The 25,598-nt window shown below is 70.7% G+C and carries 33 protein-coding genes; 17 read left to right on the top strand and 16 right to left on the bottom strand.

Going from position 1 to position 25,598, the window contains the following annotated elements:
- Positions 1 to 22: 22 nt before the first annotated feature.
- The gene (locus ACMGFG_RS13555) at positions 23 to 1,702 is read right to left on the bottom strand and encodes an FAD-dependent oxidoreductase (protein ID WP_436930860.1); all 1,680 of its coding nucleotides are present in this window, start codon (positions 1,700 to 1,702) and stop codon (positions 23 to 25) included.
- Between the two features lie 160 nt (positions 1,703 to 1,862).
- Between ACMGFG_RS13555 and ACMGFG_RS13560 the strand changes: the two genes are divergently transcribed.
- The 5 genes from ACMGFG_RS13560 to ACMGFG_RS13580 all read left to right on the top strand — a co-directional run bounded on the left by ACMGFG_RS13560 (position 1,863) and on the right by ACMGFG_RS13580 (position 6,672).
- Positions 1,863 to 2,408, top strand: a complete 546-nt coding sequence (locus ACMGFG_RS13560) for an iron transporter (RefSeq protein WP_436930861.1) — start codon at positions 1,863 to 1,865, stop codon at positions 2,406 to 2,408.
- A gap of 182 nt (positions 2,409 to 2,590) precedes the next feature.
- Positions 2,591 to 3,439 (top strand): YihY/virulence factor BrkB family protein, encoded by an 849-nt coding sequence (locus ACMGFG_RS13565; RefSeq protein WP_436930862.1) that lies wholly within the window; start codon positions 2,591 to 2,593, stop codon positions 3,437 to 3,439.
- A gap of 96 nt (positions 3,440 to 3,535) precedes the next feature.
- Positions 3,536 to 4,855, top strand: a complete 1,320-nt coding sequence (locus ACMGFG_RS13570) for a DUF7972 family membrane protein (RefSeq protein ID WP_436930863.1) — start codon at positions 3,536 to 3,538, stop codon at positions 4,853 to 4,855.
- 132 nt (positions 4,856 to 4,987) lie between these two features.
- Complete coding sequence (locus ACMGFG_RS13575; protein WP_436930864.1) at positions 4,988 to 6,340, top strand: cation:proton antiporter; 1,353 nt, start codon at positions 4,988 to 4,990, stop codon at positions 6,338 to 6,340.
- Between the two features lie 110 nt (positions 6,341 to 6,450).
- Positions 6,451 to 6,672: a dodecin family protein gene (locus ACMGFG_RS13580; RefSeq protein ID WP_436930865.1), complete on the top strand. Its 222-nt coding sequence runs from the start codon at positions 6,451 to 6,453 to the stop codon at positions 6,670 to 6,672.
- A 261-nt stretch (positions 6,673 to 6,933) separates the two neighbouring features.
- Here the strand turns inward: ACMGFG_RS13580 and ACMGFG_RS24275 are convergent, their stop codons facing one another.
- Positions 6,934 to 7,035, bottom strand: coding sequence for a DUF8593 domain-containing protein (locus ACMGFG_RS24275; RefSeq protein ID WP_495849352.1), 102 nt, complete (start codon positions 7,033 to 7,035; stop codon positions 6,934 to 6,936).
- Between the two features lie 141 nt (positions 7,036 to 7,176).
- Complete coding sequence (locus ACMGFG_RS13585; protein ID WP_436930866.1) at positions 7,177 to 7,488, bottom strand: DUF7344 domain-containing protein; 312 nt, start codon at positions 7,486 to 7,488, stop codon at positions 7,177 to 7,179.
- Between the two features lie 170 nt (positions 7,489 to 7,658).
- Between ACMGFG_RS13585 and ACMGFG_RS13590 the strand changes: the two genes are divergently transcribed.
- Entirely contained in the window at positions 7,659 to 7,997 is a 339-nt protein-coding gene (locus ACMGFG_RS13590; RefSeq protein ID WP_436930867.1) for a DUF7553 family protein, read from the top strand.
- A 48-nt stretch (positions 7,998 to 8,045) separates the two neighbouring features.
- Here the strand turns inward: ACMGFG_RS13590 and ACMGFG_RS13595 are convergent, their stop codons facing one another.
- Positions 8,046 to 8,765: a hypothetical protein gene (locus tag ACMGFG_RS13595; protein ID WP_436930868.1), complete on the bottom strand. Its 720-nt coding sequence runs from the start codon at positions 8,763 to 8,765 to the stop codon at positions 8,046 to 8,048.
- 190 nt (positions 8,766 to 8,955) lie between these two features.
- Here ACMGFG_RS13595 and ACMGFG_RS13600 point away from each other — a divergent pair, with 190 nt between their 5' ends.
- On the top strand, positions 8,956 to 10,314 hold the full coding sequence (locus tag ACMGFG_RS13600; RefSeq protein WP_436930869.1) for a DUF8593 domain-containing protein: 1,359 nt from the start codon (positions 8,956 to 8,958) through the stop codon (positions 10,312 to 10,314).
- A 6-nt stretch (positions 10,315 to 10,320) separates the two neighbouring features.
- On the opposite strand, the gene ACMGFG_RS13605 is transcribed toward ACMGFG_RS13600, so the two are convergent.
- The 3 genes from ACMGFG_RS13605 to ACMGFG_RS13615 form a co-directional block, all read right to left on the bottom strand.
- Positions 10,321 to 10,713, bottom strand: coding sequence for a hypothetical protein (locus ACMGFG_RS13605; RefSeq protein WP_436930870.1), 393 nt, complete (start codon positions 10,711 to 10,713; stop codon positions 10,321 to 10,323).
- A complete protein-coding gene (locus ACMGFG_RS13610) occupies positions 10,713 to 11,534 on the bottom strand; it encodes a DUF2391 family protein (RefSeq protein WP_436930871.1) in 822 nt (273 codons plus the stop codon). Before ACMGFG_RS13610 ends, ACMGFG_RS13605 begins: the two co-directional genes overlap by 1 nt.
- Positions 11,535 to 11,678: 144 nt before the next feature.
- Positions 11,679 to 11,945, bottom strand: a complete 267-nt coding sequence (locus ACMGFG_RS13615) for a hypothetical protein (RefSeq protein WP_436930872.1) — start codon at positions 11,943 to 11,945, stop codon at positions 11,679 to 11,681.
- Between the two features lie 80 nt (positions 11,946 to 12,025).
- Between ACMGFG_RS13615 and ACMGFG_RS13620 the strand changes: the two genes are divergently transcribed.
- From ACMGFG_RS13620 to ACMGFG_RS13630, 3 genes are all read left to right on the top strand, one after another.
- The gene (locus ACMGFG_RS13620; protein WP_436930873.1) at positions 12,026 to 12,775 is read left to right on the top strand and encodes a GNAT family N-acetyltransferase; all 750 of its coding nucleotides are present in this window, start codon (positions 12,026 to 12,028) and stop codon (positions 12,773 to 12,775) included.
- A 195-nt stretch (positions 12,776 to 12,970) separates the two neighbouring features.
- Entirely contained in the window at positions 12,971 to 13,699 is a 729-nt protein-coding gene (locus ACMGFG_RS13625) for an SWIM zinc finger family protein (protein WP_436930874.1), read from the top strand.
- Between the two features lie 225 nt (positions 13,700 to 13,924).
- Complete coding sequence (locus ACMGFG_RS13630) at positions 13,925 to 14,569, top strand: helix-turn-helix domain-containing protein (RefSeq protein WP_436930875.1); 645 nt, start codon at positions 13,925 to 13,927, stop codon at positions 14,567 to 14,569.
- A gap of 32 nt (positions 14,570 to 14,601) precedes the next feature.
- Here the strand turns inward: ACMGFG_RS13630 and ACMGFG_RS13635 are convergent, their stop codons facing one another.
- Positions 14,602 to 15,081, bottom strand: coding sequence for a hypothetical protein (locus ACMGFG_RS13635; RefSeq protein WP_436930876.1), 480 nt, complete (start codon positions 15,079 to 15,081; stop codon positions 14,602 to 14,604).
- A 342-nt stretch (positions 15,082 to 15,423) separates the two neighbouring features.
- Here ACMGFG_RS13635 and ACMGFG_RS13640 point away from each other — a divergent pair, with 342 nt between their 5' ends.
- The 3 genes from ACMGFG_RS13640 to ACMGFG_RS13650 all read left to right on the top strand — a co-directional run bounded on the left by ACMGFG_RS13640 (position 15,424) and on the right by ACMGFG_RS13650 (position 17,776).
- The gene (locus ACMGFG_RS13640; protein ID WP_167837501.1) at positions 15,424 to 15,792 is read left to right on the top strand and encodes a HalOD1 output domain-containing protein; all 369 of its coding nucleotides are present in this window, start codon (positions 15,424 to 15,426) and stop codon (positions 15,790 to 15,792) included.
- 295 nt (positions 15,793 to 16,087) lie between these two features.
- Positions 16,088 to 17,251 carry a hypothetical protein gene (locus tag ACMGFG_RS13645; RefSeq protein WP_436930877.1) on the top strand — a complete coding sequence of 388 codons (1,164 nt, stop codon included), beginning with the start codon at positions 16,088 to 16,090 and terminating at the stop codon, positions 17,249 to 17,251.
- Positions 17,252 to 17,413: 162 nt separating this feature from the next.
- Positions 17,414 to 17,776 (top strand): hypothetical protein, encoded by a 363-nt coding sequence (locus tag ACMGFG_RS13650; RefSeq protein WP_436930878.1) that lies wholly within the window; start codon positions 17,414 to 17,416, stop codon positions 17,774 to 17,776.
- Positions 17,777 to 17,971: 195 nt separating this feature from the next.
- On the opposite strand, the gene ACMGFG_RS13655 is transcribed toward ACMGFG_RS13650, so the two are convergent.
- The 4 genes from ACMGFG_RS13655 to dps form a co-directional block, all read right to left on the bottom strand.
- Entirely contained in the window at positions 17,972 to 18,310 is a 339-nt protein-coding gene (locus tag ACMGFG_RS13655; RefSeq protein ID WP_436930879.1) for a DUF7130 family rubredoxin-like protein, read from the bottom strand.
- A gap of 77 nt (positions 18,311 to 18,387) precedes the next feature.
- On the bottom strand, positions 18,388 to 18,663 hold the full coding sequence (locus ACMGFG_RS13660; RefSeq protein WP_436930880.1) for a HalOD1 output domain-containing protein: 276 nt from the start codon (positions 18,661 to 18,663) through the stop codon (positions 18,388 to 18,390).
- A 71-nt stretch (positions 18,664 to 18,734) separates the two neighbouring features.
- Positions 18,735 to 19,685, bottom strand: a complete 951-nt coding sequence (locus tag ACMGFG_RS13665) for a TIGR03557 family F420-dependent LLM class oxidoreductase (RefSeq protein ID WP_436930881.1) — start codon at positions 19,683 to 19,685, stop codon at positions 18,735 to 18,737.
- A 144-nt stretch (positions 19,686 to 19,829) separates the two neighbouring features.
- Positions 19,830 to 20,492 (bottom strand): DNA starvation/stationary phase protection protein Dps, encoded by a 663-nt coding sequence (gene dps / locus ACMGFG_RS13670; protein WP_436930882.1) that lies wholly within the window; start codon positions 20,490 to 20,492, stop codon positions 19,830 to 19,832.
- Between the two features lie 188 nt (positions 20,493 to 20,680).
- Here dps and ACMGFG_RS13675 point away from each other — a divergent pair, with 188 nt between their 5' ends.
- On the top strand, positions 20,681 to 21,007 hold the full coding sequence (locus ACMGFG_RS13675; RefSeq protein ID WP_436930883.1) for a hypothetical protein: 327 nt from the start codon (positions 20,681 to 20,683) through the stop codon (positions 21,005 to 21,007).
- 25 nt (positions 21,008 to 21,032) lie between these two features.
- On the opposite strand, the gene ACMGFG_RS13680 is transcribed toward ACMGFG_RS13675, so the two are convergent.
- Entirely contained in the window at positions 21,033 to 21,278 is a 246-nt protein-coding gene (locus tag ACMGFG_RS13680; protein ID WP_436930884.1) for a DUF8593 domain-containing protein, read from the bottom strand.
- Positions 21,275 to 21,778: a DUF5789 family protein gene (locus ACMGFG_RS13685; RefSeq protein ID WP_436930885.1), complete on the bottom strand. Its 504-nt coding sequence runs from the start codon at positions 21,776 to 21,778 to the stop codon at positions 21,275 to 21,277. Before ACMGFG_RS13685 ends, ACMGFG_RS13680 begins: the two co-directional genes overlap by 4 nt.
- Before the next feature lie 172 nt (positions 21,779 to 21,950).
- Between ACMGFG_RS13685 and ACMGFG_RS13690 the strand changes: the two genes are divergently transcribed.
- Positions 21,951 to 22,505 carry a uracil-DNA glycosylase gene (locus ACMGFG_RS13690; protein WP_436930886.1) on the top strand — a complete coding sequence of 185 codons (555 nt, stop codon included), beginning with the start codon at positions 21,951 to 21,953 and terminating at the stop codon, positions 22,503 to 22,505.
- A gap of 16 nt (positions 22,506 to 22,521) precedes the next feature.
- Here the strand turns inward: ACMGFG_RS13690 and ACMGFG_RS13695 are convergent, their stop codons facing one another.
- Together ACMGFG_RS13695 and ACMGFG_RS13700 are read right to left on the bottom strand one after the other, a co-directional pair.
- Entirely contained in the window at positions 22,522 to 22,692 is a 171-nt protein-coding gene (locus ACMGFG_RS13695; RefSeq protein ID WP_436930887.1) for a DUF7535 family protein, read from the bottom strand.
- Between the two features lie 85 nt (positions 22,693 to 22,777).
- A complete protein-coding gene (locus ACMGFG_RS13700) occupies positions 22,778 to 24,007 on the bottom strand; it encodes a CBS domain-containing protein (RefSeq protein ID WP_436930888.1) in 1,230 nt (409 codons plus the stop codon).
- Positions 24,008 to 24,311: 304 nt separating this feature from the next.
- Between ACMGFG_RS13700 and ACMGFG_RS13705 the strand changes: the two genes are divergently transcribed.
- Together ACMGFG_RS13705 and ACMGFG_RS13710 are read left to right on the top strand one after the other, a co-directional pair.
- On the top strand, positions 24,312 to 25,010 hold the full coding sequence (locus ACMGFG_RS13705) for a helix-turn-helix domain-containing protein (RefSeq protein WP_436930889.1): 699 nt from the start codon (positions 24,312 to 24,314) through the stop codon (positions 25,008 to 25,010).
- Positions 25,011 to 25,160: 150 nt separating this feature from the next.
- Entirely contained in the window at positions 25,161 to 25,550 is a 390-nt protein-coding gene (locus tag ACMGFG_RS13710; RefSeq protein WP_436930890.1) for a DUF4112 domain-containing protein, read from the top strand.
- Positions 25,551 to 25,598 lie beyond the last annotated feature (48 nt).

Consider the following 25,598-nt stretch of genomic DNA (forward strand, 5'->3'; position numbering starts at 1 on the left):
TACCGGGACAGCTGCGTGAATCTCACCGCTGGGGAGGGGGACAGTCATCGCGCGATCGGCTTTCGTCCCCCTTGCCGCCGTCGCCGACGCCGAGGTCCACGGGATCGAGGTCGTCGACGGCCGGCGTGTCGAGGACGCTCCCGTCGACATCGAACCGCGATCCGTGACAGGGACAGTCCCAGGAGCGTTCGCCGTCGTTCCACGAGACCAGACAGCCCATGTGCGGACAGACCGCCGAGACCGCGTGGACGGCGCCGTCCTCGTCGCGGTAGACGGCGACGGGGTCGTCGCGCTCGTCGGCGACGGTCGCCTCACCGGGAGCCAGCCCCGAGAGGTCGATGTCGGGTCGGCCGCGGACGCGACCGGAGAGCAAGTGCTCCATCGCGTGTCTGTTGTGCGAGACGAGGTCGGACTTCGAAGCGCCGAACTCGAAGCGCGTCGGGTCGTACACGTCGCTCCAGGGGTTGGACCGGCCGGTGATCAGGTCGGGGAGGACGACGCTGGCGGCTATCCCGTTCGTCATGCCCCACCCGCCGAAGCCGGTCGCGACGTAGACGCCGTCGAGTTGCGGCGCCGCCCGGCCGACGAACGGCACGCTGTCGACCGAGACGTAGTCCTGGGTCGCCCAGCGGTACTCGACCGCCTCGACGTCGAACCGCTCGCGGGCTCGCCGTTCGAGTTTCCGGTAGCGGTCGGTCGTGCTGTCGGCGTGGCCAGTACGGTGATTCTGGCCGCCGATCAGGACCAGCGACTCGGAGCCGGCGTGGGGACGAACCGAGAAGTACGGCTCGCCGGGGTCGTAGTACATCCCGTCCGGCGGGTCGCCTGACAGCCGGGCGGCGAGCACGTACGACCGCTTGGGCGAGAGCCGCGAGAAGTACAGCGCGTGGTCGGAGACGGGGAAGTGCGTCGCCAGAACCACGTCGTCGGCGACGACCTCGCCGCGGTCCGTTTCGAGCCGGCAGGGGTCGCCGTCGTCGACCTCCGTGACCACCGTCTCCTCGTAGATCCCGCCGCCGGCGGAACCCGACTGGCCGCCGGCGCCGCCCCCCTCGCCGGTCCCCTGGTCGGCGACCCGCTCGGCGAGCGCGAGGAGGTACTTCCGCGGGTGGAAGTACGCCTGGTCGTCGAACCGGACGGCGCCGGCCACCTCGTAGGGGAGTTCGGTCGACTCGACGAACGAGGCCGGGAGGCCGAGCCGCCGGGCGGCGTCGACCTCCCGGCGCACGTCGCGGCGGTCGGCGGACGATTCGACGTAGGTGTACGCCGGGACGCGGCCGAACTCGCAGTCGATGTCGAGCCGGTCGACGGTGTCGGCGATGCGGTCGATCGCCGCCCGGTTCGCGTCGGCGTACTGGCGGGCGCGCTCGACGCCGAAGTGGTCGATCAGGTGGTCGTAGACGAGCCCGTGCAGCGCGGTCACCTTGGCGGTCGTGCGGCCGGTCGTCCAGTCGAGGATCCGCTCGCGCTCGACGACGGCGACGGACCGGCCCCGCTCGACGAGTTCGAATGCGGTCGCGATCCCGGCGATGCCGCCGCCGACGACCGCCGCGTCGACGCGGATGTCGCCGTCGAGCGGCCCGTAGTCCGTCGGTTCGGACGTGGCGGTCCACAGCGACTCGTGGCGACCGGCCGGGTCGCCGTCCGGTTCGCTGCGGTCGCCGTCCCGATCGGTATCGCCCGCAGGTGGGTCTGGTGTCATCGGTCCAAGCCTCCGAATCGGGAGAGACACGCCCGGCGGCGGTATGAAGATTCGCCCGGGACGTGCGCGGGGGCCGAAGTCGGGAGTCCAGCGCCGATAGCGACGCGACCCTTCGATCGCTGGCCGAACGACTACCGAGTCGCCGGCCGTACCTGCGGCCATGAGCCAACACGGCAAACAGCCGAGCGAGGAGGTCGACGACCGACAGTTGCGACTGGCGCAGGAGGCGGGCGACGCCTACCGAGCGGCCGTCGACTACATGATCGAGGAGGTCGTCCACACGGGCGACACCCGCGAGGCCGGCGACTACGTCGTCGGCTTCGCCCAGGAGGAGGCAGAGGGCCTCTACGAACTCGTCGGCGAGGGGGAGTTCGCATGGCGGGAACCGGACGACGAGAACGCCCACATCGAGGTGGTTGTCGCCGACGCCGACGACGGTCGGATGGTCCCCGGGGCGGAGGTGAGCATCAGGATCTCGGACCGCGACGGCGAGCAGGTCGAAGCGGCGACGCTCCCGCTGCTGTGGCACCCGGGGCTGTATCACTACGGCGCCAACGTCCGCGTCCCCGGAGACGGCACCTATACGCTCGATGTCCGCGTCGAGCCCCCGACCATGCACCGCCACGACGAGGAGAACGGCGACCGCTACGGCGAACCCGTCGAGGTCACCTTCGAGGGCGTGGACGTGAAGACCGGGCAGGGCTGAACCACGAAACGGGCCGCAACGCGGAGGTGTCGGGTGCAACGCAGGGACGCGGGCTACGACGCCAGGAGGACTCACAGCCGGGTAACGGGCGGTTACCGGCCACGGCGTTAAGTGCGTCCCGACCCAACGGCTCCCATGTCTCGGATCGGGACCGATCCGGCCGTGGGAGGCGTGGCTACCCGATGAGCCTCGCGACCAGGCGGCCGGTCAGTCGGGCCGTCACGTTCCTGCGGAGTCTGGTCTCGGTGTACCGGAAGCGGGACGTGCCGTTCATGGCGGGGAGCATCGCGTACGCGGCGTTCGTGTCGCTGGTCCCGCTGCTGTTGCTGGCGCTCGTCGCCGCCTCGGTGCTGGGCGGGGAGTCGCTGCAGCAGCAGCTGCTCAGCATGACGGAACAGTACCTCACGCCCACGGCGCGGGACCTCGTCAGCCAGTCGCTCGACGGGGCCCAGAGCCGCACCCAGTTCTCGATCATCGGCGGGGCGGCGCTGCTGTGGGCCACGCTCAAGGTGTTCCGCTCGCTGGACACGGCGTTCTCCGAGCTCTACGCGGTCGAGACCGACGTCGGCATCGTCGAGCAGGTCTCGGACGGACTGCTCGTGCTCGGCGGGATGGGGGTCGCGTTCCTGGCGATGGTCGCCGCCGGGGCGGTCGTGGCGTACGCGCCGACGTTCTCGCCCGGCGTCGAGACTCGCCTCCCGGTGGTGCAGATCCTCGGGTTCGTCGGGCTGATACTCGGATTGATCGTCGCCTTCCTCCCGATGTATTACGTGTTCCCGAACGTCGAGATGACGCTCACGCGGGCGCTGCCGGGCGCGACCGTCGCCGCCGTCGGCTGGACGCTCCTGCAGGCGCTGTTTCAGGTGTACGTCTCGATGAGTTCGACGGGCGAGCTGTACGGCGTCCTCGGCGGGATCATCCTGCTGATCACCTGGCTCTACTTCGGGTCGGTAGTCATCCTGCTCGGCGGGGCGACGAACGTGGTGCTCTCGGGACGCCACCGGATCCCCGGGTACGATGCGGCGACCTGACGTGGCCCGGACCCGTCGACAGCCGTCGTCACAGGCGTGTCGACTTCCTTCAGCCTGGAACTGTGGGCCGTTCCCCGACCGGGAGGGGCCGCCCGCGTGACCGACCCGCTCGGGCTGTCCGGCAGGCGGGTCGCGACCGCGGCGGACTGGCTCAACGCGCTCTACCGCCGGGTCAAGTCCAGCCGCCCCGTCTCGTGGATCCTGTTCGACGGGGCGCGGCCCGCGGTGACGGTCGTGCTGCTGGCCGGCGTCTTCGCGTTCCTCGTCACGCTGGCGCTGCTGCGGCCGGTCGACATCCAGCAGCTGCTCACGGACACGAACACGCTCCAGACGCTGTTCACGACGCTGCTGAGCGGTGCGATCCTCATCGTCTCGATCGTCTCGTCGATCAGCTCGATCGTGCTCTCTCAGGAGATCACTGACATCGAGACAGAGCAGTCGCGGATCGACGCCTCCATCGAGTTCCGGCGGCGGGCGGAGAACCTCGCGGAGGTCGAGGCCAGCCCGAGCCAACCGGCGGCGTTTCTGGAGGTGATCCTCTACTCGATCTACCGGGAGGCGCGCGCGCTCCAGCGGGCGGCGGACAACTGCGACGACGAGGGGTGTCGCGACCAGATCGACGCGCTCACCGACGAGATCGTCGACGAGGCCCGGGACGCCGCGGAGACGCTGGACGGGGCCCGGTTCGGCACGTTCGACGTGCTCTCGGCGGGGCTCCACTACGACTACTCCTGGCAGCTCAACACGGCCAGGCGGATCCGCAACCGCTACGAGGACCAGCTGGACGACCGGACGAACGACGCGCTCCAGGAGCTCATCGACACGCTGAAATTCCTCGCCACCGGCCGGGAGTACTTCCAGTCGCTGTACTACAAGCGGGAGGTCGCCCGGCTGTCGAGCAACCTGCTGTACGTCTCCCTGCCGGTCGTCGTCTTCATCTCCTACCTGCTGCTGGCGCTCAACACGGGGATCATCCCGGTCTTCAGGGTCGGACCGCTCGTGTCGCTCCCGCTGTTCGTCATGTTCGCGTACACGGTCTCGATCGCGCCGTACGTGGTGCTGACCGCCTACGTCGTCCGCGTCGCGGCGATCACGCTGAAGACGCTGGCGGCCGGTCCGTTCCTCGTCCGCCAGCCGAAACACGACGACATCGTCGAGATGCAGGTGGAGATCGAACCGGACGCGTGGGAGGAACAGGCCGACGACGGACGGGACGTGGACACTACCGGCGACGGGGACCCGGCCGGCGAACCGGCGCCGGACGAAGCGGCCGGCGGGGGAACCGGCGACGGATCCGACAGGGAGGTCGACAGCGGCTCCGACCGGGAGGACGACGACGCCAAGGCGACGAGCGGGGACGAGGACGGGCGACACGCAGCCGACGGCGGCCCGGAGGGGCGTCGAATGGACGGGTGAACCTGGCAACCGGGCGGACCCCGTCGGGTGTGGGATCGCCGACCGAGGCCGACAGCCCGAATTCCGATAGATCGGACGGAAGACATCCCTTACCGGCAAAAGTTCCTTTCGTGGCCGCCCCCAACGGATCCCATGGCAGTCTACGATATCGCCCTCCTCGTGGTGAGCATCGCGATCCTCGGGGCCGTCGTTCTCCCGCGCGTCTTCGCGGACAAGCCGATGTCGTTCCCGCTCATCTACGTCATCGCGGGGGCGGCTATCTTCTCGCTCCCGCTGGGGATCCCGGCGCCGGACCCGGTCGAGTCGCCGGCGCTGACCGAGCACCTGACGGAACTGGTGGTCATCATCGCGCTGATGGGCGCGGAGCTGAAACTCGACAGGCCGTTCGACTGGCGGGCGTGGGCCCCGACGTGGCGGTTGTTGGGGGTCACGATGCCGCTGACGATCCTCGCGGTCGCCGGGCTGGGGTGGGCGGTGCTGGACCTGCACCCGGCGACCGCCGTCCTGATGGGCGCGGTGGTTGCGCCGACCGACCCGGTGCTGGCCTCGACCGTCGAGGCGACGCCGCCGACCGCCGAGACCGACGCCGAGGTCGACCCTGACGACCAGGAGGGGGCGATCCGGTTCGCGCTCACCTCCGAGGCGTGGCTCAACGACGGGCTCGCGTTCCCGTTCACGTACCTCGCGATCGTCATGGCGGGGGTGAGCCTCGAAGCGACCGGGGCGGCCGGGTCCGCGGAGGCCGCGCTCGGGTCGGTGTGGCCGTGGCTCTCGGAGTGGTTCGGCTTCTACGTCGTCTACAAGATCGCCGTCGGGGTCGTCGGCGGGGTCGCAGTCGGGTACATCATCGCCGAGTTCATCTTCGGCAAGCCCTCCAGCACGGACCTCGCGCGGGTCATGGAGGGCGCGGAGGCGCTGGCGGCGACGCTGCTGGCGTACGCGGCGACCGACCTCGTCGCCGGCTACGGCTTCGTCGCCGTGTTCGTCGCCGCGCTCGTGCTCCGCCACTACGAGTGGGAGCACGAGTACTACCAGAAGCTCCACGACTTCGCCGTGCTGGTCGAGCGTTTGCTGATGGCCGCCGTCCTCGTCCTGTTCGGCGGGACCCTGGTCGGCGGACTCCTCCAGTCGCTGACGGTCGAACACGTCCTGATCGCGCTCGCGGTGCTGCTCGTGATCCGACCGCTCGCGGGCATCGTCGGAATGCTCGGTTCCAACTCGCTGTGGCAGGAGCAGGCCGTCATCTCCGCCTACGGCGTCCGCGGGATCGGCTCCTTTTTCTATCTCGCGTACGCGCTGAACACCGCCTCCTTCAACGAAATCGAACTCGTCATCGCGGCCGAGGAACTGTGGGCGTTTCTGGGGTTCCTCGTCGTCGCGTCGCTGACGCTGCACGGCATCTCGGCGGCCCCGGTCATGAACTCCATCGACGAGTGGCGCACCGAACACAAGGAGGGATTCACGCAGCCCGAGGAAGCCGACTGACGGGCTGGCTACGGGCCGTCCTGGCGCTGTAGACCCCCTCACACCCCCTCTCGGTCCGCTTGCGAAGGCCTGCCGTACGACTTCCCGCGGGACCGACCAAAGGCGGTCACATGACCGCAGTCAAGATCGTCAAAGTTCTCGGGACTTCCGAGGAGTCGTGGCCGGACGCGGCCGAGGAGGCGGTCGCACAGGCCAGCCGGACCATCGACGACATCCGCGGCGTCGAGGTCGAGGAGTGGACGGCGAACGTCGAAGACGGCGAAGTGACCGAGTACCGCGCGACCGTCGAGGTGGCGTTCCCGGTCCACGAGGACAGACAGCCGTCCGGGTGAGACGCGACGGCGCCTCGCGCCGACCGGGGAGACGGCCAGCGCTCGGTCGACAGCCGGTCGGACCACTCTGACTACCGAGACGGAAGGGCACGATAGCGACCGGAGTGACCGACAGATGAGTTCCGAGACCGAACTGGCGGCGACCGACGAGGCGGGCGAACGGCGGCCGACGCGCTCGAAGGACCGTATCGCGAAGAAATACTCGGGGTCACCCGTGTCGGGATCGCCCTCGGCGGTGCCGGGCGGTCCGCGGCGGCCGGGTCAGGCGAGACGGATCTCGTCGTCGGTGATCGTCGCTATCTCGTCGTCGGCCAGCGGGTAGTCGTCCTCGTCGGCGTCGCTCCAGCCGAGCCGCGATTTCACCTTGTCCGTCCGGTCGGCCCGAGTGAGACGAGCGGCCGGACGCGCATAGTTAGCCGGCGCTTAGCCTCCCGTCCCGTTCGTCCCGGTCGCTTTCGCCGTCGCCGCCCGACTGCGTCCGGTCGGCTTCCGGCCCGCGCGGGTTCAGACGACGGACTCGTCGGCCAGTCGGACGGTCCCGGCGTCCGGGTCGAACTCGATCACGCCGTGGTCGTCGAGCATCGGCAACTGCCCGTGGTAGAACCACGTCTGGACGCGCTGTTTCACGTCGTCCGAGACGTTCTCCGGGTCGTCGTCGGTGATCTGAGCGACGACGTGTGTCGCCACCTCGGCGACGCTGACGGGTTCGTCGGCGTCCCGGAGGTACGCGAGCAGGTACCGGCAGTGCGGATCGTCGAGCGTGTCGACGAGGGGCTCGCCGCGTGCGTCCGTGTCGGTCCCGTGTCTGTCGACCACTGCGCTTTCGTCAGCCCCGTGAGTCATGCAAGACACGTTTCTCCCCGACCCCCATGAGGGCGGCGCCTAAAGGAATAGCCCTCGTCACCTCCTCCGGTTGTGAGACGGTCGGTCCCAGCCGTTCTACCGGCGGCCTGGGGTCTTTCAGGCCCGAGCACCTATCCGGTTCCGTGCACGACCGACTCGCCAGAGCGAGGGACGCCGTCGACGAGGCCAGGGAGATAACCGATGACGCGACCGCCGTGGAGCAGCTCGCCTCCGTCCGGCAGGGGATAGAGCGCATCGACGACGCGCTCGCGGACGGCGCGGCCGACGAGGGGGCGGTCACCGACCCCGAGGCCGGGGAGCGACTCGAATCGATCGAGCGCCAGCTCGGGGCGCTGGCCGACGACGTCGACGACCTCACCGTGTCGCACCTGACGACGGCGCGGGACCAGCTCGACGCCTTCCGCCGGGAGTCGGCGCCCGACTGGACGGCGCCGACGGGCACCGGGCGGGAAGACGGCTGAGTGGACGGTGGACGACCGTCGGAAGGGGGACACGCGCTGGGTCCGGGGTCACACGAACAGGATGACAGCGGTGTAGAACGCGACGCCGGCGGCGAAGGGGAGAAACTCCCCGCGGCGGTCGCCTGGGAGTTCCTCCCGGACGACGTTGAGGACGACACCGCCGGCCAGGAACGCGAAGAGGGCACCGAGCGTCGGGCGTGTGAGTTCGGTCGCGAACCCGACGGCCGTGCCGGCGAGGACGGCGGCGGCGAGCACCCAGCGCCCGCGCCGGTGGTAGGCCTCCCGGTGGTGGGCCTCGAGGGCCACGTCGTTGAGGAGGAAGTGGGCGCCGAGGGCGAACGCGAACAGCAGGAGGTTCCCGACCGCCGGCGTCTCCCGGTGGACGAGCGGGTAGCCCGCGACGGCGTTGTAGGCCCCGTAGGAGGCGACGTGGACGCGGAACACCCAGGGAGTCGGCCGGTCGTCGCCGGACTCGGCGGCCGACCGCCGGGCCAGCCGTTCGAGCCCGTAGAAGACGACGAACCCCACCACCACGACGAGGTAGATGTCCCGGCCGCTCGGGACCGGGGTCATCGGGTGGCGCTCGACCGGAGCGTGGAACTCGTCGATCCGCGGCAGGACGTGGACGAGGACGTACGCGACCGAGACGCCGCCGCCGAACGAGAGGAGCCGCCCCTCCGAGAGCCGGTCCAGTATCGGGTCGCTGCGCGTCAGGACGTGGACGCTCGCGAGCGCGAGCGACAGCACCGCCGGCAGCAACACCGACATTGCGGCGGCCGGCCCGCCCGACGGGATCATACCGCCGATCCGTTCGGCCGCGCGACTCGAAAACCGGGAGGTTGCGCTCGCAACCCATCCGCGGAATCCCCGGCCAAACGGCCGGTATGCCGGAGATACCGAGACCTTCTCCGGTGAACTGACTGTGTCCTTTTCCGGCGTCCGGGCGAACGTTTCGGCGATGTCCGAGAACCGAGACACCGCACGAGGGAGCCAGATCACGACAGACTCGAACCGGATCCGCGAGTGGGGCGACGCCCACGACCGGGTGCCGGTCCGCTACGAGGAGGACGGCGAGACGCGACTCGGGCTGTACCGGGAGTCGGACGTCGCGGACCGGCACAGCCGCCTCGACTGGGACGAGTTCGAGACCGAGCTGCGCGACCGGGAGATGGTCGTCGTCCGCCACGACGAGGAGACCGGCGACATGGACGTGGTCGAGCGCACGGAGGCGGTCGGCACCGCCGCGCTCTCCAGCGAGGAGGTCGAGGAGCAGCTGATCGAGGGCGAGACGATCGAGTCGGAGTTCACCGAGCGGGCGGTCGTCGAGCACACCGTCGTCGAGGAGGTGACCGTCGAGAGCGAGGTGGTCGACCGCGAGCTGGTCGAGTCCGACACCGTCGACGCCGAGCTGGTCTCCCGCGAGGTCGAGGACTGCGAGGTGACGAGCGTCGACACGACCGACGCGGGGATCGAGGCGATCGACACGTTCGGGTCCGGCACCCGGTCGGAGGTCGCCTGCGACGTGGCGGTCACGCTCGACGAGGGGTGGACGGTCACGAAGGAGAACGTCGAGCGGATCACCATCGAGAGCCGGGTCGTCCAGGCCGACGTGGAGGAGACCGAGACCGTCGAGTCCGACGCCGTCCGGGAGACCGTCGACATCGAGGGCGTCGAGCGCACCGTGCTGGAGGGGGAACTCGTCGACTCGCCCGAGACGGCCCAGGTCGCCGTCGAGGAGGGCAACGTCGAGAGCCGGTTCCGCGAGGACGACGCCATCGAGACCCACCTCTTCCGGAGCCAGGTGGTCGAGGAGGACGTGTCCGTCCGTCGCGAGGTGACCGGCGAGATCACCGACGCCGAGACGCTCTCCTCGGAGACCATCTCCCACGCGGCCGTCGAGAGCGAGATCGTCGACGCAGAGGAGTACGACGCCGAGCTCGTCGTCGAGGACCGCGAGGCGGCGACCGGCGCAGCGGCGGGCGTCGAGGACACCGGGACGCTGGAGGCGGACGAGCCGGCGACCGAGGAGCCGGCCGCCGCCGAGCGGTCGGGAGCCGCCGACGACCCGGCCCGGATCGAGCCGACCGAGGACGACGTGGGCAAGACGGTCGTCAACGCCAGCGGCGACGAGGTCGGGATGGTCGCCGCCGTCGAGAACGACCGGATGTACGTCGACCCCCACCCCTCGATCACCGACCGCATCCGGACGGCGCTGGGGTGGGGCAACGACGACGACGACACCTACCCCGTCGACGAGGACCACGTCGCCCGCATCGAGGACGACGAGGTCGTCCTCGGCGTCGACCGGCAGGGGTAGCTGGTATCAGGCTGGTATCCAGGAGACGACGTCCGCCGACGGCGGCCCGGTGCCGGGCGGACAGCCGACCGTCGCGTTGCGGCGGGCGTTCGCCGGGACGTTCTCGAAGGTGACCTGCCGGCGGGGGTCGGGACAGGCGACGCTGACGGTCGCGGAGACGAGCCCGGCGTCGCCCTCGTTGCGCAGCGTCACGCCGTAGTAGGTCGCATTCGCGCCCGATCCGCGCTCGTCGACCACGCTCGCGGTCGGCTCGGCCGCCGCCGCGCCGGCGAAGGCGTACCAGACGGCGAAGCCGAACAGCCCGACGGTCAGCGCCACCGCGACGACCATCACGACCCGCTCCATCGTCGAGACGGCGGCCTCCTCGGGAGTGTCGTCGTCGCGTCCGGGCTCGCCCATCAGAGCACCACCTCGCCGGCGCTGGCGCCGGTCGCGGCGGGGAACCCGAGGACGATAGTGAGCTGCACCCACTCGGCGACGCCGCGGCCGTTGAACTGGCCGAACCCCGCCAGGAGGACGACCGTGACGGCCAGCGCGACGGCGTAGGCGGTCGCCGCGGTCCCGATCTGGAGGAGGTGGGTGCGGCCCTCGATGCGGTCGCGGTGGCCGCGGAACTCCAGCTCGTGGAGGACGAGGTGAACGACGCCGACCGACAGGACGACGACGAGCGCGAGCCGCGGCCAGCCGGCGTTGCGCGCGATGACGACCACTTCCTCGGTGGGCGCCACCGGGACCGAGAGGAAGACCGCGCCGAGGGTGAACACGGTCAGGTTGTGCGGGAACGCCTCCTCCTCGATGGGGGCGTCGGTCTGGCCGAGCAGGCGGTTGGCCAGCGCGGCGCCGAATCCGAACGGGACCACCAGGACGAGCGCCATCCGGACGACGGTCGAGGGGGAGTCTCCGAGCGTGACGACGCCGAACGCCAGCAGCACCACGAGCGCGGCGACGATACTCTGGGCCACCAGCTCGGCGAAGTCGGTGACGACCCGGAGCGTGGACTCCCGTTCGTCGCCGTCCAGGCGGCGGAAGCCGACGCTGCGCACGAGCAGGAAGACGACGGCCAGACCGACGGCCGCGAACGCCACGAGGTGGGCGATCGGGAGCCGCCAGCTGAGCCACCACGTCTCCATCGTCACCAGCATCGAGACGCCGACGACTAGCAGGGCGCCGGCGACGCCGCGGCCCTGCGTGCGCAGCTCCGCGAGGACTGCCTTCGACATACTCCCCGGTGGGCGGCCTCCGACAAATGAAGCCCCGTCGGTTACCGGCGAGCTGCCCGCGTAACGGAGGCCTACCGGCGGGACGGCCGTCGCCGTCGGGGTAGTGCTCCCCGGGCACCGGGGCGTCGTCGTCCGCGGACGCGCTCAGTCCTCCCAGACGAGCTCCAGGGAGAGTTCGGCCGTACAGCCGGAGCCCTGCACCTCGCCGGCGTTCTCCTCGACCTCGACGTCGTCCTCGTCGAGGTAGTTCGGGCAGTGGCCGTCCTCGATCACCTGCATGACGGTGACGGTCGTCCCGCAGGCCGGGCAGTCGAGGGCGATGCCGTCCCTGTCCTTGAGGATCGCGTCGGGTCCGAGCGTCATCCGGGCGCCGCTCGGCGCGTCGTCGCTGGCGGTCTCGCTGTCTGTCATCGTGGCTCCGCTTGGGGTCCCCGCCGGAAAAGAGCCCGGTCGGCCCGACGTTTACGTGGTGGGCGGTCCAACCGGGATGTATGGAGATCAGAGACGCACGGGCGAGCGATGCACAGGGGATCGCGGACACGGCGCGCGCGTCGCTGCGCGAGTCGTACGACTTCCTCGCCGACGGGACGATCGACGAGGTGGTCGAGGAGTGGTACGACGGCCAGCGGGTCGCCGACCAGGTCAACGACGAGGACAGCGCCTGGCTCGTCGCCGAGGACGACGACGCGGTCGTCGGCTTCGTCCAGGGCGTCCTGGTCGACGCCGAGCCGCCGGTGGGAGAGATCCACTGGTTGCACGTCGCGCCGGACGCCCGCGAGGAGGGGCTGGCCCAGCAGCTGCTCGGGGGGATCCAGGAGACCTTCGAGAAGCGCGGCGCCGGTCGGCTCCGCGGGACCGTCCTCGCCGAGAACGAGGCGGGCTGGTCGTTCTACGAGGCGGACGGCTTCGACCGCGTCGACGAGCGCGAGGTGACCGTCGCGGGCGACGCCTACGACGAGTACGTCTACGAGCGGGCGATGGAGGAGGCGGCCGAGGACCTGGTCGTCGAGGCGGTCGAGACGCCGGCGGGGGAGCTGTTCGTGAACTTCAGCGAGGGCGAGCGCGGGTCGAAGGCGCCGTTCTACGCCACGTACCGGAGTCGCGACCTGGCCGAGCGGTACGGCTGGTACTGCAGCAACTGCGAGTCGGTCAGCACGGCGATGGACTCGATGGGCCACATCGAATGCAACGACTGCGGGAACCGGCGGAAGGCGACCCGCTGGGACGCCTCGTACCTGTAGGCCGACCCGGAACCCGTCCCGCCGCCGCTCGACCGCGAGATCGGCCGGTAAGGCGGACTTACCCCCGAAGGGTTTAGACGGGTCGCGGTCGTACCCAGGGAGAACGAATCGCCCGACGACGGCCGACTGCCGGGGCCGAGCGCGACCGAGGTGGTCCCGGACTGGCCGTCGACGACCGCGGGCGACCGCACACCCATGACGCGCCCGAGAGACACCCAGGCGTCACTGTCTGATTCACCGCTGGTACCGGCCGACCGGGCCGACGGCACCCGGCTCGACGAGGCCTCCCGCCGGGCGTGGTCGGAGGCAATGACCGTCCGGCCGTTCGGCGACGGCTACCTGGTCGACTGCGACGACGGGACCCACTACGTCCGGCTGGGGCCGAGCACGTGCTCCTGCGGCGATTCGCCCGCGGCGGACCGCTGTGAGCACGTCCGCCGGGTGGCCATCGAGATCAACCTGGGCAGGGTGCCGCCGCCCTCGGAGCGGACGGTCCCTTGCGCGGGCTGTGACCGTCAGGTCGCCGTCTCCGCGGCGGATTCGCCGCCGCCGCTGTGCGCCGAGTGTCGCCTGGAGCCGGGCGACCTCGTCGTCGACGAGGCCGGCGACGAGGAGACGCCGCTGCTCGTGGTGTCCGAACCCGGTCGACCCGCCGACGTGGTTGCGCTGCCCGACGACGACCGGTCGGTCGCCGACTACCCCGGCAACGACGGGTACGCGGCCGACGAGCCCGTCGTCGAGGTGGTGTACCCGCGAGCCGTCTCGACGGACCGGCCGCCGCGCCGGTACCGGTTCCCGCTCGCCCGGCTGGAGCGGCCCGACCGCGTCGACCGCCCGCCCGAACGCGACGGCGGCGCCCGCGGCGACCGGCCCCACGACGGGGCCGGTCGTGGCCGCGAAACCGCCGTCTTCGACGGTCAGTGACGGCGGAATCGCGGTCGAGCGGGATCTGTACATTCGCGACCGCCGAGGGCGCGCGGCGACCCGGGCGACCACTCCCGGCTTCCGGGCGAGCACCTGCGAGCGCAAGGAACACCTTTACTGGCGCTGCCGCGGGGTAGCCCGACCCTTTCGGGGCCGTAACCCGGCACTTGCAACGGTGGGCTGTGTATACTATTGGGGGCGGGCGAGCAACGCGGAAGCACCCGAATGAGCACTATCGTGAAAGCCACGCTACCGGCCGAGGAGTTCGCGCTCGCGGAGACGTTCGACGCGGTCCCGGCGGTGGAGTTCGACGCGGTGCGGCTGGTCACGCACGGCACCGACCGCGTCGTGCCGCTGCTGTGGGCGACCGACGCCGACTCGACGGCGGTCGCGGAGGCGCTGGCGGCCGACGAGTCGACTGACGAGGTGGCTCTGGTCTCCCGACGCAACCACGACTCGCTGTTCCGGATGCGCTGGACGGCGGACGTCCGGTTCGTCACGCACGTCCTCGTCGAGGAGGACGGGGCCGTCGTCAGCGCGCGCGGCACGAGCGACGGCTGGACGTTCCGCGTGCTCTTCCCGGAGCACGACGCCGTCTCGTCGACCTACGCCGCCTGCGAGGACCAGGACGTCGACATCGACGTGACCCAGATCTACCACCTCGACGACGCACCCTCGCTGGGCGGGTTCCACCTCACCGACGAGCAGTTCCGGACGGTCCGGACGGCGCTGGAGCGGGGCTACTACAAGGTCCCTCGCGAGACGACGCTGGAGGAGCTGGCGGACGAACTGGACGTGTCCCACCAGGCGCTGTCCGAGCGGCTCCGCCGGGGACACCTCGCGCTCATCGAGAACGTCGTCAGCCCGTAGCCGCCGGCGAAGGAGTCGGGACCGGGCGCGGCCTACTCGTCGGCGCCGGGCGTGGCCGTCGACTCGCCGGCCCGCGGGCTCCCGGCTTCGGCCGACCCCGGCGTGTGTTCCTCCCGCCCGTCCTCCGTCCGCGCTCGTCCGCTGTCCGTCTGCTCCTCCTCGAACTCCGACCAGGTGGACTGCTCTGTGTCCGACCGCCGCTTCCGGACGAGGTAGGCGGCGGCGCCCGTGGCGGCGACGCTCAGGAGGAGCAGGCCGACCTTCGACCCGCCGCCGTCGCCGTCGTCCTGATCGGCGGACGCTGGGCGATCGGTGGGCGCCGTGCGGTCGTCCGGTCCGGACCGACCGCCCTCGGTTTCGCCCTCGCTGGCGCGGACGGCGACGGCCTCCTCCGCCAGGGCCTCCCGGACGCTCTCCTTGACCGGTTCGCGCACCAGTTCGGCGACGACGTAGCGCGCGCCGTCGGTCATCGCTTCGCGCTTCGAACTCGCGGATGACTGCTCTGTTGCCATGCGTTCCCGTCGAGTACCGCTGCGCCCGATACCGTTGGGCTTGCGGATACAGGGGGCCGAAACGCCCCCCCGTATCCCCGCCCTCGTCCATCGGCCGCTCCGCTGTCGCGGCTGTCCCCGGCGCCCCGCGGAAACCGGACGCAGTCGCAGACGCGATCCACCGTCGGTAACGCTATCGTACCCGCGATAGCGGCGGGTTACCGGCGGCGGGTCGAACGGTGCGAACCCGGCCGGGAGAGCCCGCCGTCCCCGTCCCGTCCCCGATTTGGCACCCTGTACCGAACGCTCCAGCAGGAGAAAGGCTTTTAATAGTCGATGGATAATGAGAGGCTGTCACAACCAATGTATCGCAACCAATCGTACGTCGAACCGACCGGCCAGCGCGGGCAGACGGTCGGTGACGCGGGGACGTACTACGTCAAACACGACTTCGGGGGGGCCGCGGAGCTGACGACGACGCTTGCACACGCAATCTCGGACGTGACCGGCGTCGACGTGACGGACACGGGCTTCACCCTCAACGACCACGTCGACCCGGAGGCGCTCGACCGCCTGTTCAAGCCGAAAGACGACGGGACCGCCCGGGTCGACGGCCACCTCTCCTTCACGATCTGGGGCTACCAGGTGACCGTCTACAGCGACGGCCAGATCGCCATCGTCCCGCCGAACCAGCCGCCGGCCCCCCAGCAGGGTCCGGGTCGCGGGCGGTAACGACCCCCTCGTTTCGCGGTCTTTCTCTCGGGTGCGATTACTCCGCGGCCCCGGTAGTGTGCGCTGTCGGACCGCATCCCCGGCGTGGCGGCCGTTTCGTCGGTCGCGACGCTTGGAACAGTCCCGTTTCCGGCGCGTAGCCCCGCCGAAACGCGGCGGCGTCGCTGAACGGTGGGTGCGATTTATGAACGGCGCGCGGGTCGTCCCGAGTGCAACGGCGGCACTCGCGGGGTCGCGCTGTGGTTCCGAACGCCCGAGCTCGCCGTCGGTACTGCACGTTCGCGGAGATCTACCCATGAGCCAGACAGACCAACTCGTCAGTAAAGCGATCGAACTCCAGCGGAACACACTCGAGAACAGCCAGCGGGCCATGGAGCAGGCGGTCGAGCTGCCGCTCCAGCAGTCGGTGGCGCTCCAGCGCAACGCCGCCCAGCTCGTCCTCGACGGGCTGGAGATCGGCAACTGGATGGGCACCCGGAGCGTCGAGTTCACGCGCGACGCCCTCGATTCCTACCTCGACACCGTCGAGAGCGCCGCCCGCGACACCTCGGAGCTGACCGAGCGCGGGATCCGGAGCGCGGAGACGGCCGGCCAGCGCGGCCTCGACTCCACCCAGCAGTTCGCGTCCGGGATGGCCGGCGACGGACAGGCCATACAGAACGCCGGGTCGCAAGCGGGGGCGCCGCCCGGCTACCGGACGCCGGCGGAGTCGGTCGCGGCGTCGAATCCGCAGTCGGTCCCGGCGCCGGCTCCGCAGGGAGCGTCTATCGGGGAGCCGCACGCGGGCGCCCCCGGCCCGAGCGGACACGCTCGGCCGGCCGCTCGGGCCCCGCAGCCACCGGCCCAGTCCCCGCAGCCGCCCGCTCAGCCGCCACAGCCCCCAGCGCAGTCCTCACAGTCGCATCAACCAGAACAGTCGCCGACGCAGTGGATCCCGTCCCAACAGCTGCCGACACAGGGGGCACCGGGCCAGGGACCGTCGACTCGACAGGTATCCACCCAGCAGCTGTCGACCCACCAGACTCCGATTCAGGAGACACCGCAGCAGTACTCCGATGGGACGCCGACGCAACAGTCGCCATCGGCGCAGACGACGCCGCAGCATCCGCCGACCCAGCAGGCTCCGACCCAGCAGGGGCCGACGCAGCAGGAGCCGACGCAGCAGGTCCCGCACCAGCGAGCGCCGGCGGAACAGCCCCCGCAGGGAGTGTCCCAGATGGGACAGCCGGCACCCCAGCCGTGGCCGCCGATTGCGACGGGAGGGACCCCGACGCCGGCCGGGCAGGCACCGACGGCCGAGCCTCGGCAGGTCGCCGAGCAGCGGCCGACCGCCGAGCAGCAGCGAATCACCGAACAGCCGCCGAGCGGCACGATGCAGGACAGCCAGCGGCCCACAGCCCAGCCCGCAGTCGTCGGCGAGAGCGAGCGCGAGGCGGAGCCGCCGGCCGACAACGCCTGAGGGCGTTCCGCCGATCTAACGGCCGTTCGGTCGACGTACTGGCCGTTTCACCGTGACCGGTTCGGTGCGAATAGAGTAACCCGACGATACCCGTCGGCGACGGGCGTACTAGCTCGCCGATACTTATGCGCCGCGCCGGCCAAGCGCCGGTGGTGTCTCACGATGCAAGTTGTCTGTAAGGACGGCACGGCGATCCAGTGTACCGACTTCGAGGCGATCGACTCGGGCGTCCTGCTGTATCAGGACTCGCCCGGCCGCGAAACACGCGGCGAGGGGGAGGAAGAAGCGGAGGAGGAGCGCCGAGCCGCCGGGTTCGTCCCGATCACCGAGCTCCGGTTCGTCGTCCCCGACGAGATGCTCCAGGCGAGCGGCCGGGGCCAGCGGGCGCCCGCGCCCGAGCCCCGTCGCGGCGGCGCGCCGCCGGGCGCCCCGACCGGCCAGGGCGGCGGGATGGCCCAGCAACAGCAGGTCCAGGGGTTCCCCGGCGGGCAGTCCAGCGACCCCTACGGCCCCGGAAACCAGTAGACAACCACGCCGGTCCGGAACGCCCGCCGCTCTCAGTCACTGTCGACCCGAAGATACGCTCGACCACCCCGAAGCACGGTCCGGGGTCGTCTCCCCTTTCGAGTTCTCCCGCCGCGAGTCTTCGAGCGACGGCCGGCGCTATCGGGCGTCGAACGTCGGAGAACGGCGTCGAATCGGCGGTCGGTCGCGGCCGGTTCAGTCCTCCGTGTAGTACATCAGGGACTCCTTCTCGGAGCCGCAGCTGGGACAGCGGTCGGGCAGCCCCTCGTCGATCTCGCCCATCTCGCCGCAGACGGTGCAGCGCCACATCAGCTCCGCCTCGCCGAAGGAGTGGCCCGACCGGGCGTGCTCGACGCTGAGCCCCTCGACGCCATCGCGGGTGGTGACGAAGACCCCGCCCTCCTCCATCCCGCGGACGGTCCCGACGGAGTTCCCATCCTCGTCGTAGAGGGTCTGGCCGAACGACAGCGACGTGGCTTCCTCGGTGGCTTCGCCGTCCGATTCTTCCCCCGGAGTCTCGCCTCGTCCGCTCATACCTCCCGTAGGGGTCCCGCGTGGAAAACTCTGTTTGCGGGCCACTCACGTCGCCCGCGCTCGCGGCCGGTCCGCGGTCAGTTCACCGCGACGAACCGGGCGTTGCCGTCCTGATCGACCGTGATCCGATAGCCCTCGAAGGTGAACTCGACCTGGACCTGCGCGTCCTTCGACGGCGGCGTCGAGAACAGGTGGTCGATCATGTGGTCGACCGTCTCGTACATCGTCGCGATGTCGGTCGTCGCCTCCCCCCGGAGGTCCGCGACCGCTTCGGCCACCGCGGTCGCCGGGTCGTCCTGGTCGGTGTCGAACTCGCGGTGGACTATCTGCTCGCCGTCTGGAACCTCTGCCATGCCCGGACCCTGTTGCCCCTCCATCAAGTTCCTTGTGTCCGTTCGGGTGCGGACGGCGAATAATCCGGGGATTACCCGAACGACGGGAGAATCTCGGACTCGTAGAACTCGAAAAACGCCGACTGGTCGGGACCGACCTGGTGGACGTACACGTGGTCGAAGCCGGCGCCGACGAACCGCTCGATTTGCTCGATGTGGTCGTCCGCGTCGGGCCCGCAGACGACTTTCTCGGCGATCAGGTCCTCGTCGACGCGTTCGGTGGCTCCCTCGATGTCCTTCGGCGTCCGCAGCTCCCAGTTGATCGACCCGGGGGAGGCGCCGTTGGGCCAGTACTCGGCGGCCGTCTCGCGGGCCGACGCCGCGTCGTCGGCGTAGCAGACCGTCACCTGGCCGTAGCGCGGCCCCTCGCCGCCCTCGCGGAACCGGTCGACGAACTCGCCGACGGGTGCCGTGCTGACCAGCCCGTCGCCGATCTCGCCGGCCATCGCGGCGGATTTCGGGCCGGTCCCGGAGACGAAGACCGGCGGCGTCTCGTCGGGGAGGGTGAACAGCTTCGCGTCCTCGACGGTGACGTGGTCGCCGCGGTAGGTGACGTGCTCGCCCGTCCAGAGCTCGCGTATCGCCTCGACGCTCTCCGCCAGTCGCTCGGCGCGCACGTCGAAGGCCGGCCACCCCTCGCCGGTGACGTGCTCGTTGAGGTTCTCTCCGGTCCCGACCCCGAGGAAGAACCGACCGTCGAACATGTCGGCGACGGTCGCCCCGGCCTGGGCGACGACCGCGGGGTGGTAGCGCTGGAACGGGCAGGTGACGCCGGTCCCGACGCGCAGGTCGTCCGTTTCGCGGGCGATCGCGCCGAGGACGCTCCAGGCGAACGGCGCCTCGTCCTGGCGCTCGACCCAGGGGTGGTAGTGGTCGGAGATCAGCGCGTGCTCGAAGCCGGTCGCCTCGGCGGCGACGGCGTGGTCGACGAGGTCGTCCGGTGGGTGCTCCTCGCTGGACAGCGCGTACCCGATCTCAACCACGGTGTCCCCTCCATTCGCGCTCGCTACGTGCGGACGGTCCGGTGTCTGGTCGGCGGTGCGGTCGCGTGCTGTGAGAAAGCGGATGCATCGGTGTGAGGAGCGGTCGGTTCGAGCGGCGGTGGGGACCCGGTCGCAGTCGGGTGGTTACTGGGAGTTCGGCGAGGGCTGGCCGGTCACCGCACCCGTCGAGATCCCGGACGCCTGCTCGTATTGCCCGTGGGACGCGGGCGCCCCCTGGAGGTGCGCTTCGAGGAACCACAGCGACTTCGACACCTCGCGGGACACCTCGTTGAGCAGGTCCGCGGTGTCGAGGTCGCCCCCGTCGTCGACCATCCGGATCTGCTCGGCGAGGTTGGCGTCGAGCGTCGCCATCCGGTCGGCCAGCGCGGCGACCAGCGCGATCCCGTCGTAGGTGTCCCGCGGGAACGGGCGGACGATCGTCGCCTGTGCGACCTCGTGGACCGTCCCCGGCGGCCGGCCGCCCAGCGCGCTGACGCGCTCGGCGACCGCGTCGATGTGGGGGTCGAACGTCTCGATCAGCTCCTCGAACAGTTCGTGGAGCTGGTAGAACTCGTGGCCCTTGACGGTCCAGTGGGCCGTCTTGAGCTGCATGTTGATCGTCGTCAGGTCCGCGAGACACTGCGTGAGCGCGCTGATGCTCGTCGTCCGGACGGTCTCGGGGAGGTAGTTCCGCGTCGGGAACACCTGTCCCACGGGACCGGCGGCCGCCGACCCCCCGCCGGCGGGTGTCTGTCCGGAGCTGTTGCCGGACTGGCCTGACTGCTGGTGTTGGATGTTCTGGCTCATAGGCACTCGCCCGCTACGTAACGACCTGTCATCAACATTGACCGTGGGTGTGCAAGCCCCGAGCGCCGCGCGAGCGGCTGGCACCGTGGCCACCACGGTTCCGGCGCGGACGGCCCTGAGTCGTCCGTGCTACGCCGGGCTTCGGGGGCGGCCGTGGCCCTAAGTGTCCGCCGCCCCACCGTCGAGACATGGCGTCAGACTACTCCGAGGAGTCGGCCGTTCGGCACACGACCGACCCGACGCTCGCCCGCAGCGTCATCGAGGAGCGCGACGGCTACCCCGCCCACGTCCCCGGGAGCGAGGGGGAGGGCGACAGCGGGCTGCTCCGCGTCGGCTTCCGCGACCGCGACGAGGACCTGAAGGAGATCTCGTGGGAGCAGTTCCGCGAGGAGTTCGAGGGGAAGGACCTGGCCGCGATCTACCGCGAGGACGAGGCCGCCGTCGACGAGAACCGCCCCGTCGTCCTCGAGGACGAGGAGACGGCCGAGGAGGACTACGGCGGCGAGGCGGCCTGACGCGGACGGGCCGTGACCGGTCGCGTCAGATCTCCGCCCTGAGCCGGACCGCCTCCTCGCCGATCCCGGCGACGAGTTCGCGCTGGAGCGGGAACGCCTCCTTGCCGTGGTCCTCGACGCCGAGCTTCGCCGCCACGGTCTCGGCGACACCGGGATTCGGGTCGACGAACGCCGTCTCGTTCTCGTAGTCGACGACCCGTCCGACCCGCTCGCCGTCGTGGACGACCGGCTTGCCCACGTCCGCCTCGGTGACCTGGCCGCGGCCGGTCACCGTTCCTCCCGGGTGTCCCCCGTGTTCCGTGCGCCGTCGACATCCTCGTTGCCCTCGGCGTCTCCGCTGCTCCCGCCGTCCTCGGGGTCAGCCCGCGGGTCCACCGAGGTCGTCCCCTCGCGTTCGATGCCGCCGTCGCGCTCGTCGTCGTCGATGGGGCCGACCGGCCGCTGCTCGTTGTACTCCTCGGGGCCGGCGGCCTCGCCGGTCAGTTCGTAGTAGACCGCTTCGCGGGCCTCCGCGGCGGACTCGAAGCGCTCGTCGACGAGGCGGTCGAAGACGGAGCCCAGCGACTCCGTCTCGTTGGCGAGGTCGATCTGCTCGTCGCCGTACTCGACGGCCAGCTCCTCCGACGTGGTCGGGTACTTGGCCTCCCCCAGCATCTCCCCGACGCGGCCGAGTTCGTCCTCGACGATCTCGTCGCGCTCGCGGCGGCGGTCGACCGCGCTCTCCTGGACGCGCTCCGGGTCCGGGTCGTACGAGTCGCCGTCGTCTGGCATCGACCCGACTAGCCGAGCGACGCGGAAAGGTCTGGTCCCGGGCATCGCCACGGCGCGGCGGCCGGCGGCAACGGCGCGCGTCCGCGAGGCAGTCGCCGCGTCGACGAAGCGGGACGGAACGACTGGCTCCCGCCGGCGAAAGCCCGTTTACCGTCGACGCCCAACCGGGGACGTGTCCGAGTTCGACTTCGAGGCGACGTTCGCCGCGGAACTCGACGTGGTGCCCGACGAGCACCGCGACGCCGAGCGGTTCGTGCCCGCGGCGGGCCCGCTCGACGCCGAGATCGCCTTCGTCGGTGAGGCCCCCGGCGCCACGGAGGTCGAGAAGGGCGAACCCTTCGTCGGCCGCGCCGGGAGCCGGCTGGACGGCCTGCTGGAGACGGTCGGGATCGACCGCGAAGCCGTCTACGTCACCAATCTCGTGAAGGTGCGGCCGCCGGAGAACCGCGACCCGACGGCCGACGAGCGCCGCGTCTGGAAGCCGCTGCTGGACGCGGAACTGACCAAGGTCGACCCGGCTGTCGTCGTGACGCTCGGGGCCGTCGCCAGCGGGGCGGTCCTCGACACCGACGAGCCCGTCGGAGACTTGCGCGACGAGACCTACGAGGTCGACGGCCGGCTGGTCCTGCCGACGTACCACCCCGCGGCGACGTTCTACGACGACGGTATCGAGCCGATGCTCGAACGCGACCTCCGGGTGGCGAAGGACCTCGCCGAGGGCGAGTGAGGCGACGGGCGCCGGCTCAGTACTCGGGGTCGCGGCCGACGCCGGTCAGCCAGTCGGCCAGCAGGTACAGGAGGAAGAAGGGCAGCAGCGGCAACATCGCCAGGGCGATCAGCGCCCCGATGACGTAGCCGATGATAGCCATCTCGCCGTTCGGGTGCAGGCCGCGCATCTTGGAGACTGTGTCCATTGGTGGGTTGGGTAGGGGTTGCGTGAGGGTGGTGCCTGGAGTTGGTGAAATCCGGTGTGTAGAGCGAGTGTGGCTGTCGCGGTCGTCAGGCCTCGAGCCACCAGCCCAGCAGGTGTTCGGCGTCCTCGGCGGAGCGCTTGCCGCGGCGCTCGCCCATCGTCTTGCCCTTCTCGTCGAGCACCGTGCGTTCGAGGTTGTCGCGCGCGCTCCGGATCGCCGGGGCGTCGCCGTACTCCTCGCCGGTGCCGGCGAAGCGCCCCCGGTCGGTGAACAGCCGGATCGTCGCCTGGATGAGCGGCGACCCGCGCTGGCGCTCCTTGTGCCGGTGGAGGACGACGTAGGCCTCGATCACGTCCATCTCCTCGAACTTGTCCGTCACGTCGTCGATCAGGTCGGCGACCTCCTCGCGGGTCATCGTGGTGAGGTAGCGCGCACCGAACACCTGCAGGCGGGTCCCCTCGTCGGGCGTCCACGTGAGCGAGCGCAACACGTCGGTCAGCGTGACGATGCCGTCGACGCCCTCGGCGGGGACCTCGACGACCAGCGACGAGTAGTCGTCGTCGAGCATCTCGCCGACGGCGTCGTCGAGGCCGGCCGTCGGGCCGGTCGTCGCGACCGGCGGGTTCATCACGTCTCGGGCGGGGATGTCGAGCAGTCGGTGCTCGACGCCGGCGCGCTCGCCGTAGCCCTGGTCGGCCCGCTCGGCGTCGGTGGAGCTGGCACCGCCCCGGCCGAAGCCCTCGACCGACCCGCCCTGCTGTTGGTCGGTCTCGCGGACGGCGAACTCGAGGAGGTCGAAGTAGCTCACCATCCCGACCACGTCGCCGGCCTCGTCGACGACTGGGACCCGGGAGATCCCCTCGGTGCGCAGCCGGTGGATAATCTCGCCGACGGTCGTCTCGGGTTCGATCGACCGCAGGTCACGGGTGTACACGTCGCTCACGTCGAGCGCGTCGAGGAACGGTTCGGTGGCGGCAGCGACGCTCTCGGCGGTCGCGACGCCCTCGAAGACCTTCCCGTCGTAGACCGGGACGAGCGGGTACTCGCTCTCGACCATGCGGCGGGCGACCTCGCGGATGTCGTCGCGGCGGTCGACGCCCGGCACGTCCTCGCGCATGACCGACCGGGCCTTCTCCTCGGGGTCGTGGCGGGAGCTGACCAGCGCCTTCCGCGTGACGACGCCCGCGACCCCGTCGCTGTCGCCGACCAGAAGCGCGGGGTCCCGGTGGGTCTGGAAGGCGCCGAGCAGTTTCGACACCGGCGTCTCGGGGTCGAACTCCCGGTACTCGGTCGTGAGGGCCTCCGAGATGTCCATTCGTGGACGGTTCGGGCCGTCGCCGGATAGCCCGCCGGCTTGCAGGCGCCAGCGACGAGGGGCGCGCCGGCCGGCTGTGCCCTCGGCGTCTCCGGCGGTCGGCCCCCCGACCGTCTCGCGCCAGCACGGTCACAGTACGACCGGATCCCGCCAGTAAGCCGGGGCGCGGAGTCGACGGTAAGCCGGCCCTATCGTCCGGCACTGGCTCGGCGAGAATCGCGTGACGGGCGGACGGAACGGGCCGAACGATTCGGGCTTGCGTAGGCGCCGTGTTCTTTTCTTGGCGCCTGCGAATGCCTACCCGATGAGCACGATCGTCGAGGCGACAGTCCCGGCGGACCAGTTCGCGCTCCCGGAGGCGCTGTCGAGAGTCCCGACGACGGAGATCCGCATGGTGCGACTCGTCGCGCACGGGTCGGAGTACGTGATGCCGTTCGTCTGGGCCGGCTGCGACGACGCCGACCGGGTCCGCGACGCGCTGGCCGACGACCCGACCACCGAGTCCGTGACGCTGCTCTCGGAGTTCGACGGCGAGGCGCTATTCAGAGTCGACTGGTCGGCGAAGGTGCGGGTGTTCGTCTCCATCGTCGCCGAGGAGGACGCGACGATCCTCGACGCCTGCGGCCGCGACGGCACCTGGCACCTCCAGGTCTTCTTCCCCGACCACGAGCTGGTCTCGGCCACCCGCGAGTTCTGCGAGGACTTCGGCATCGACCTGGAGCTCGAACGGGTCAACCGTCTCTCGGAGGCCTCGGAGTACGGCCACCTCGGGCTGACAGAGCGGCAGTACGAGACGCTCGTCGACGCCTACGAGGCGGGCTACTACGAGGTGCCCCGCACCGTCAACCAGGAGGAGCTCGCCGAGCACTTCGACGTGTCCCACCAGGCGCTGTCCGAGCGGCTGCGCCGCGCCCACGAGACGGTCATCACGAACGCGCTGTACCACAAGATCCACCGCCGCGACCACGACGTGTCGCCGCGCATTCGCCACGAGGCCGACTGACGACGCCCTCTCTTCTCGCCCGGTGTTCGTGTCCGCCGCCGGTGTTCACGTCCGCCGCCGGGGAGTCGGTCGATCGCTCGGAACCGCACTCCGCCTCGGGGCCGCAGGGGCCGGGGGAACATCTAATCGGGTCCGGCACCAACCGCGTCCATGACAAGCGTCATCCCGAAGTCGGACTCGGCCGCGACCGACACCGCCGATGCAGCCGAGGAGGCGACGCTCGAACGAGCGCGGGCGGTCGCGACACTGCTCGACGAGTCGGTCCGGATCCCGGTGGTCGGGTACCGGGTCGGGCTCGACCCCATCCTCGGGATCGTGCCGTTCTCCGGCGACCTGGTCGCCGCGGCCGCCTCGCTGTACGTCGTCTACGCTGCCGTCGCCGTCGGCGTCCCGAAGCGGACGACCGCCGTGATGCTCGGCCGGATCGGCGTCGACCTGGCGGTCGGGTCGATCCCCGTCCTCGGCACGCTCGTCGACGCCGTCTGGAAGTCGAACCTCCGGAACGTCGAGGCCATCGAGGCTCACCTCGAATCGACCTGACTACGACCCGCAGGGCCGTCGGCCCCTCCGTCCCGTCGTCCTCCGATC

It is taken from the genome of Halosimplex halobium (assembly GCF_051414055.1).
GTDB lineage: Archaea > Halobacteriota > Halobacteria > Halobacteriales > Haloarculaceae > Halosimplex > Halosimplex halobium.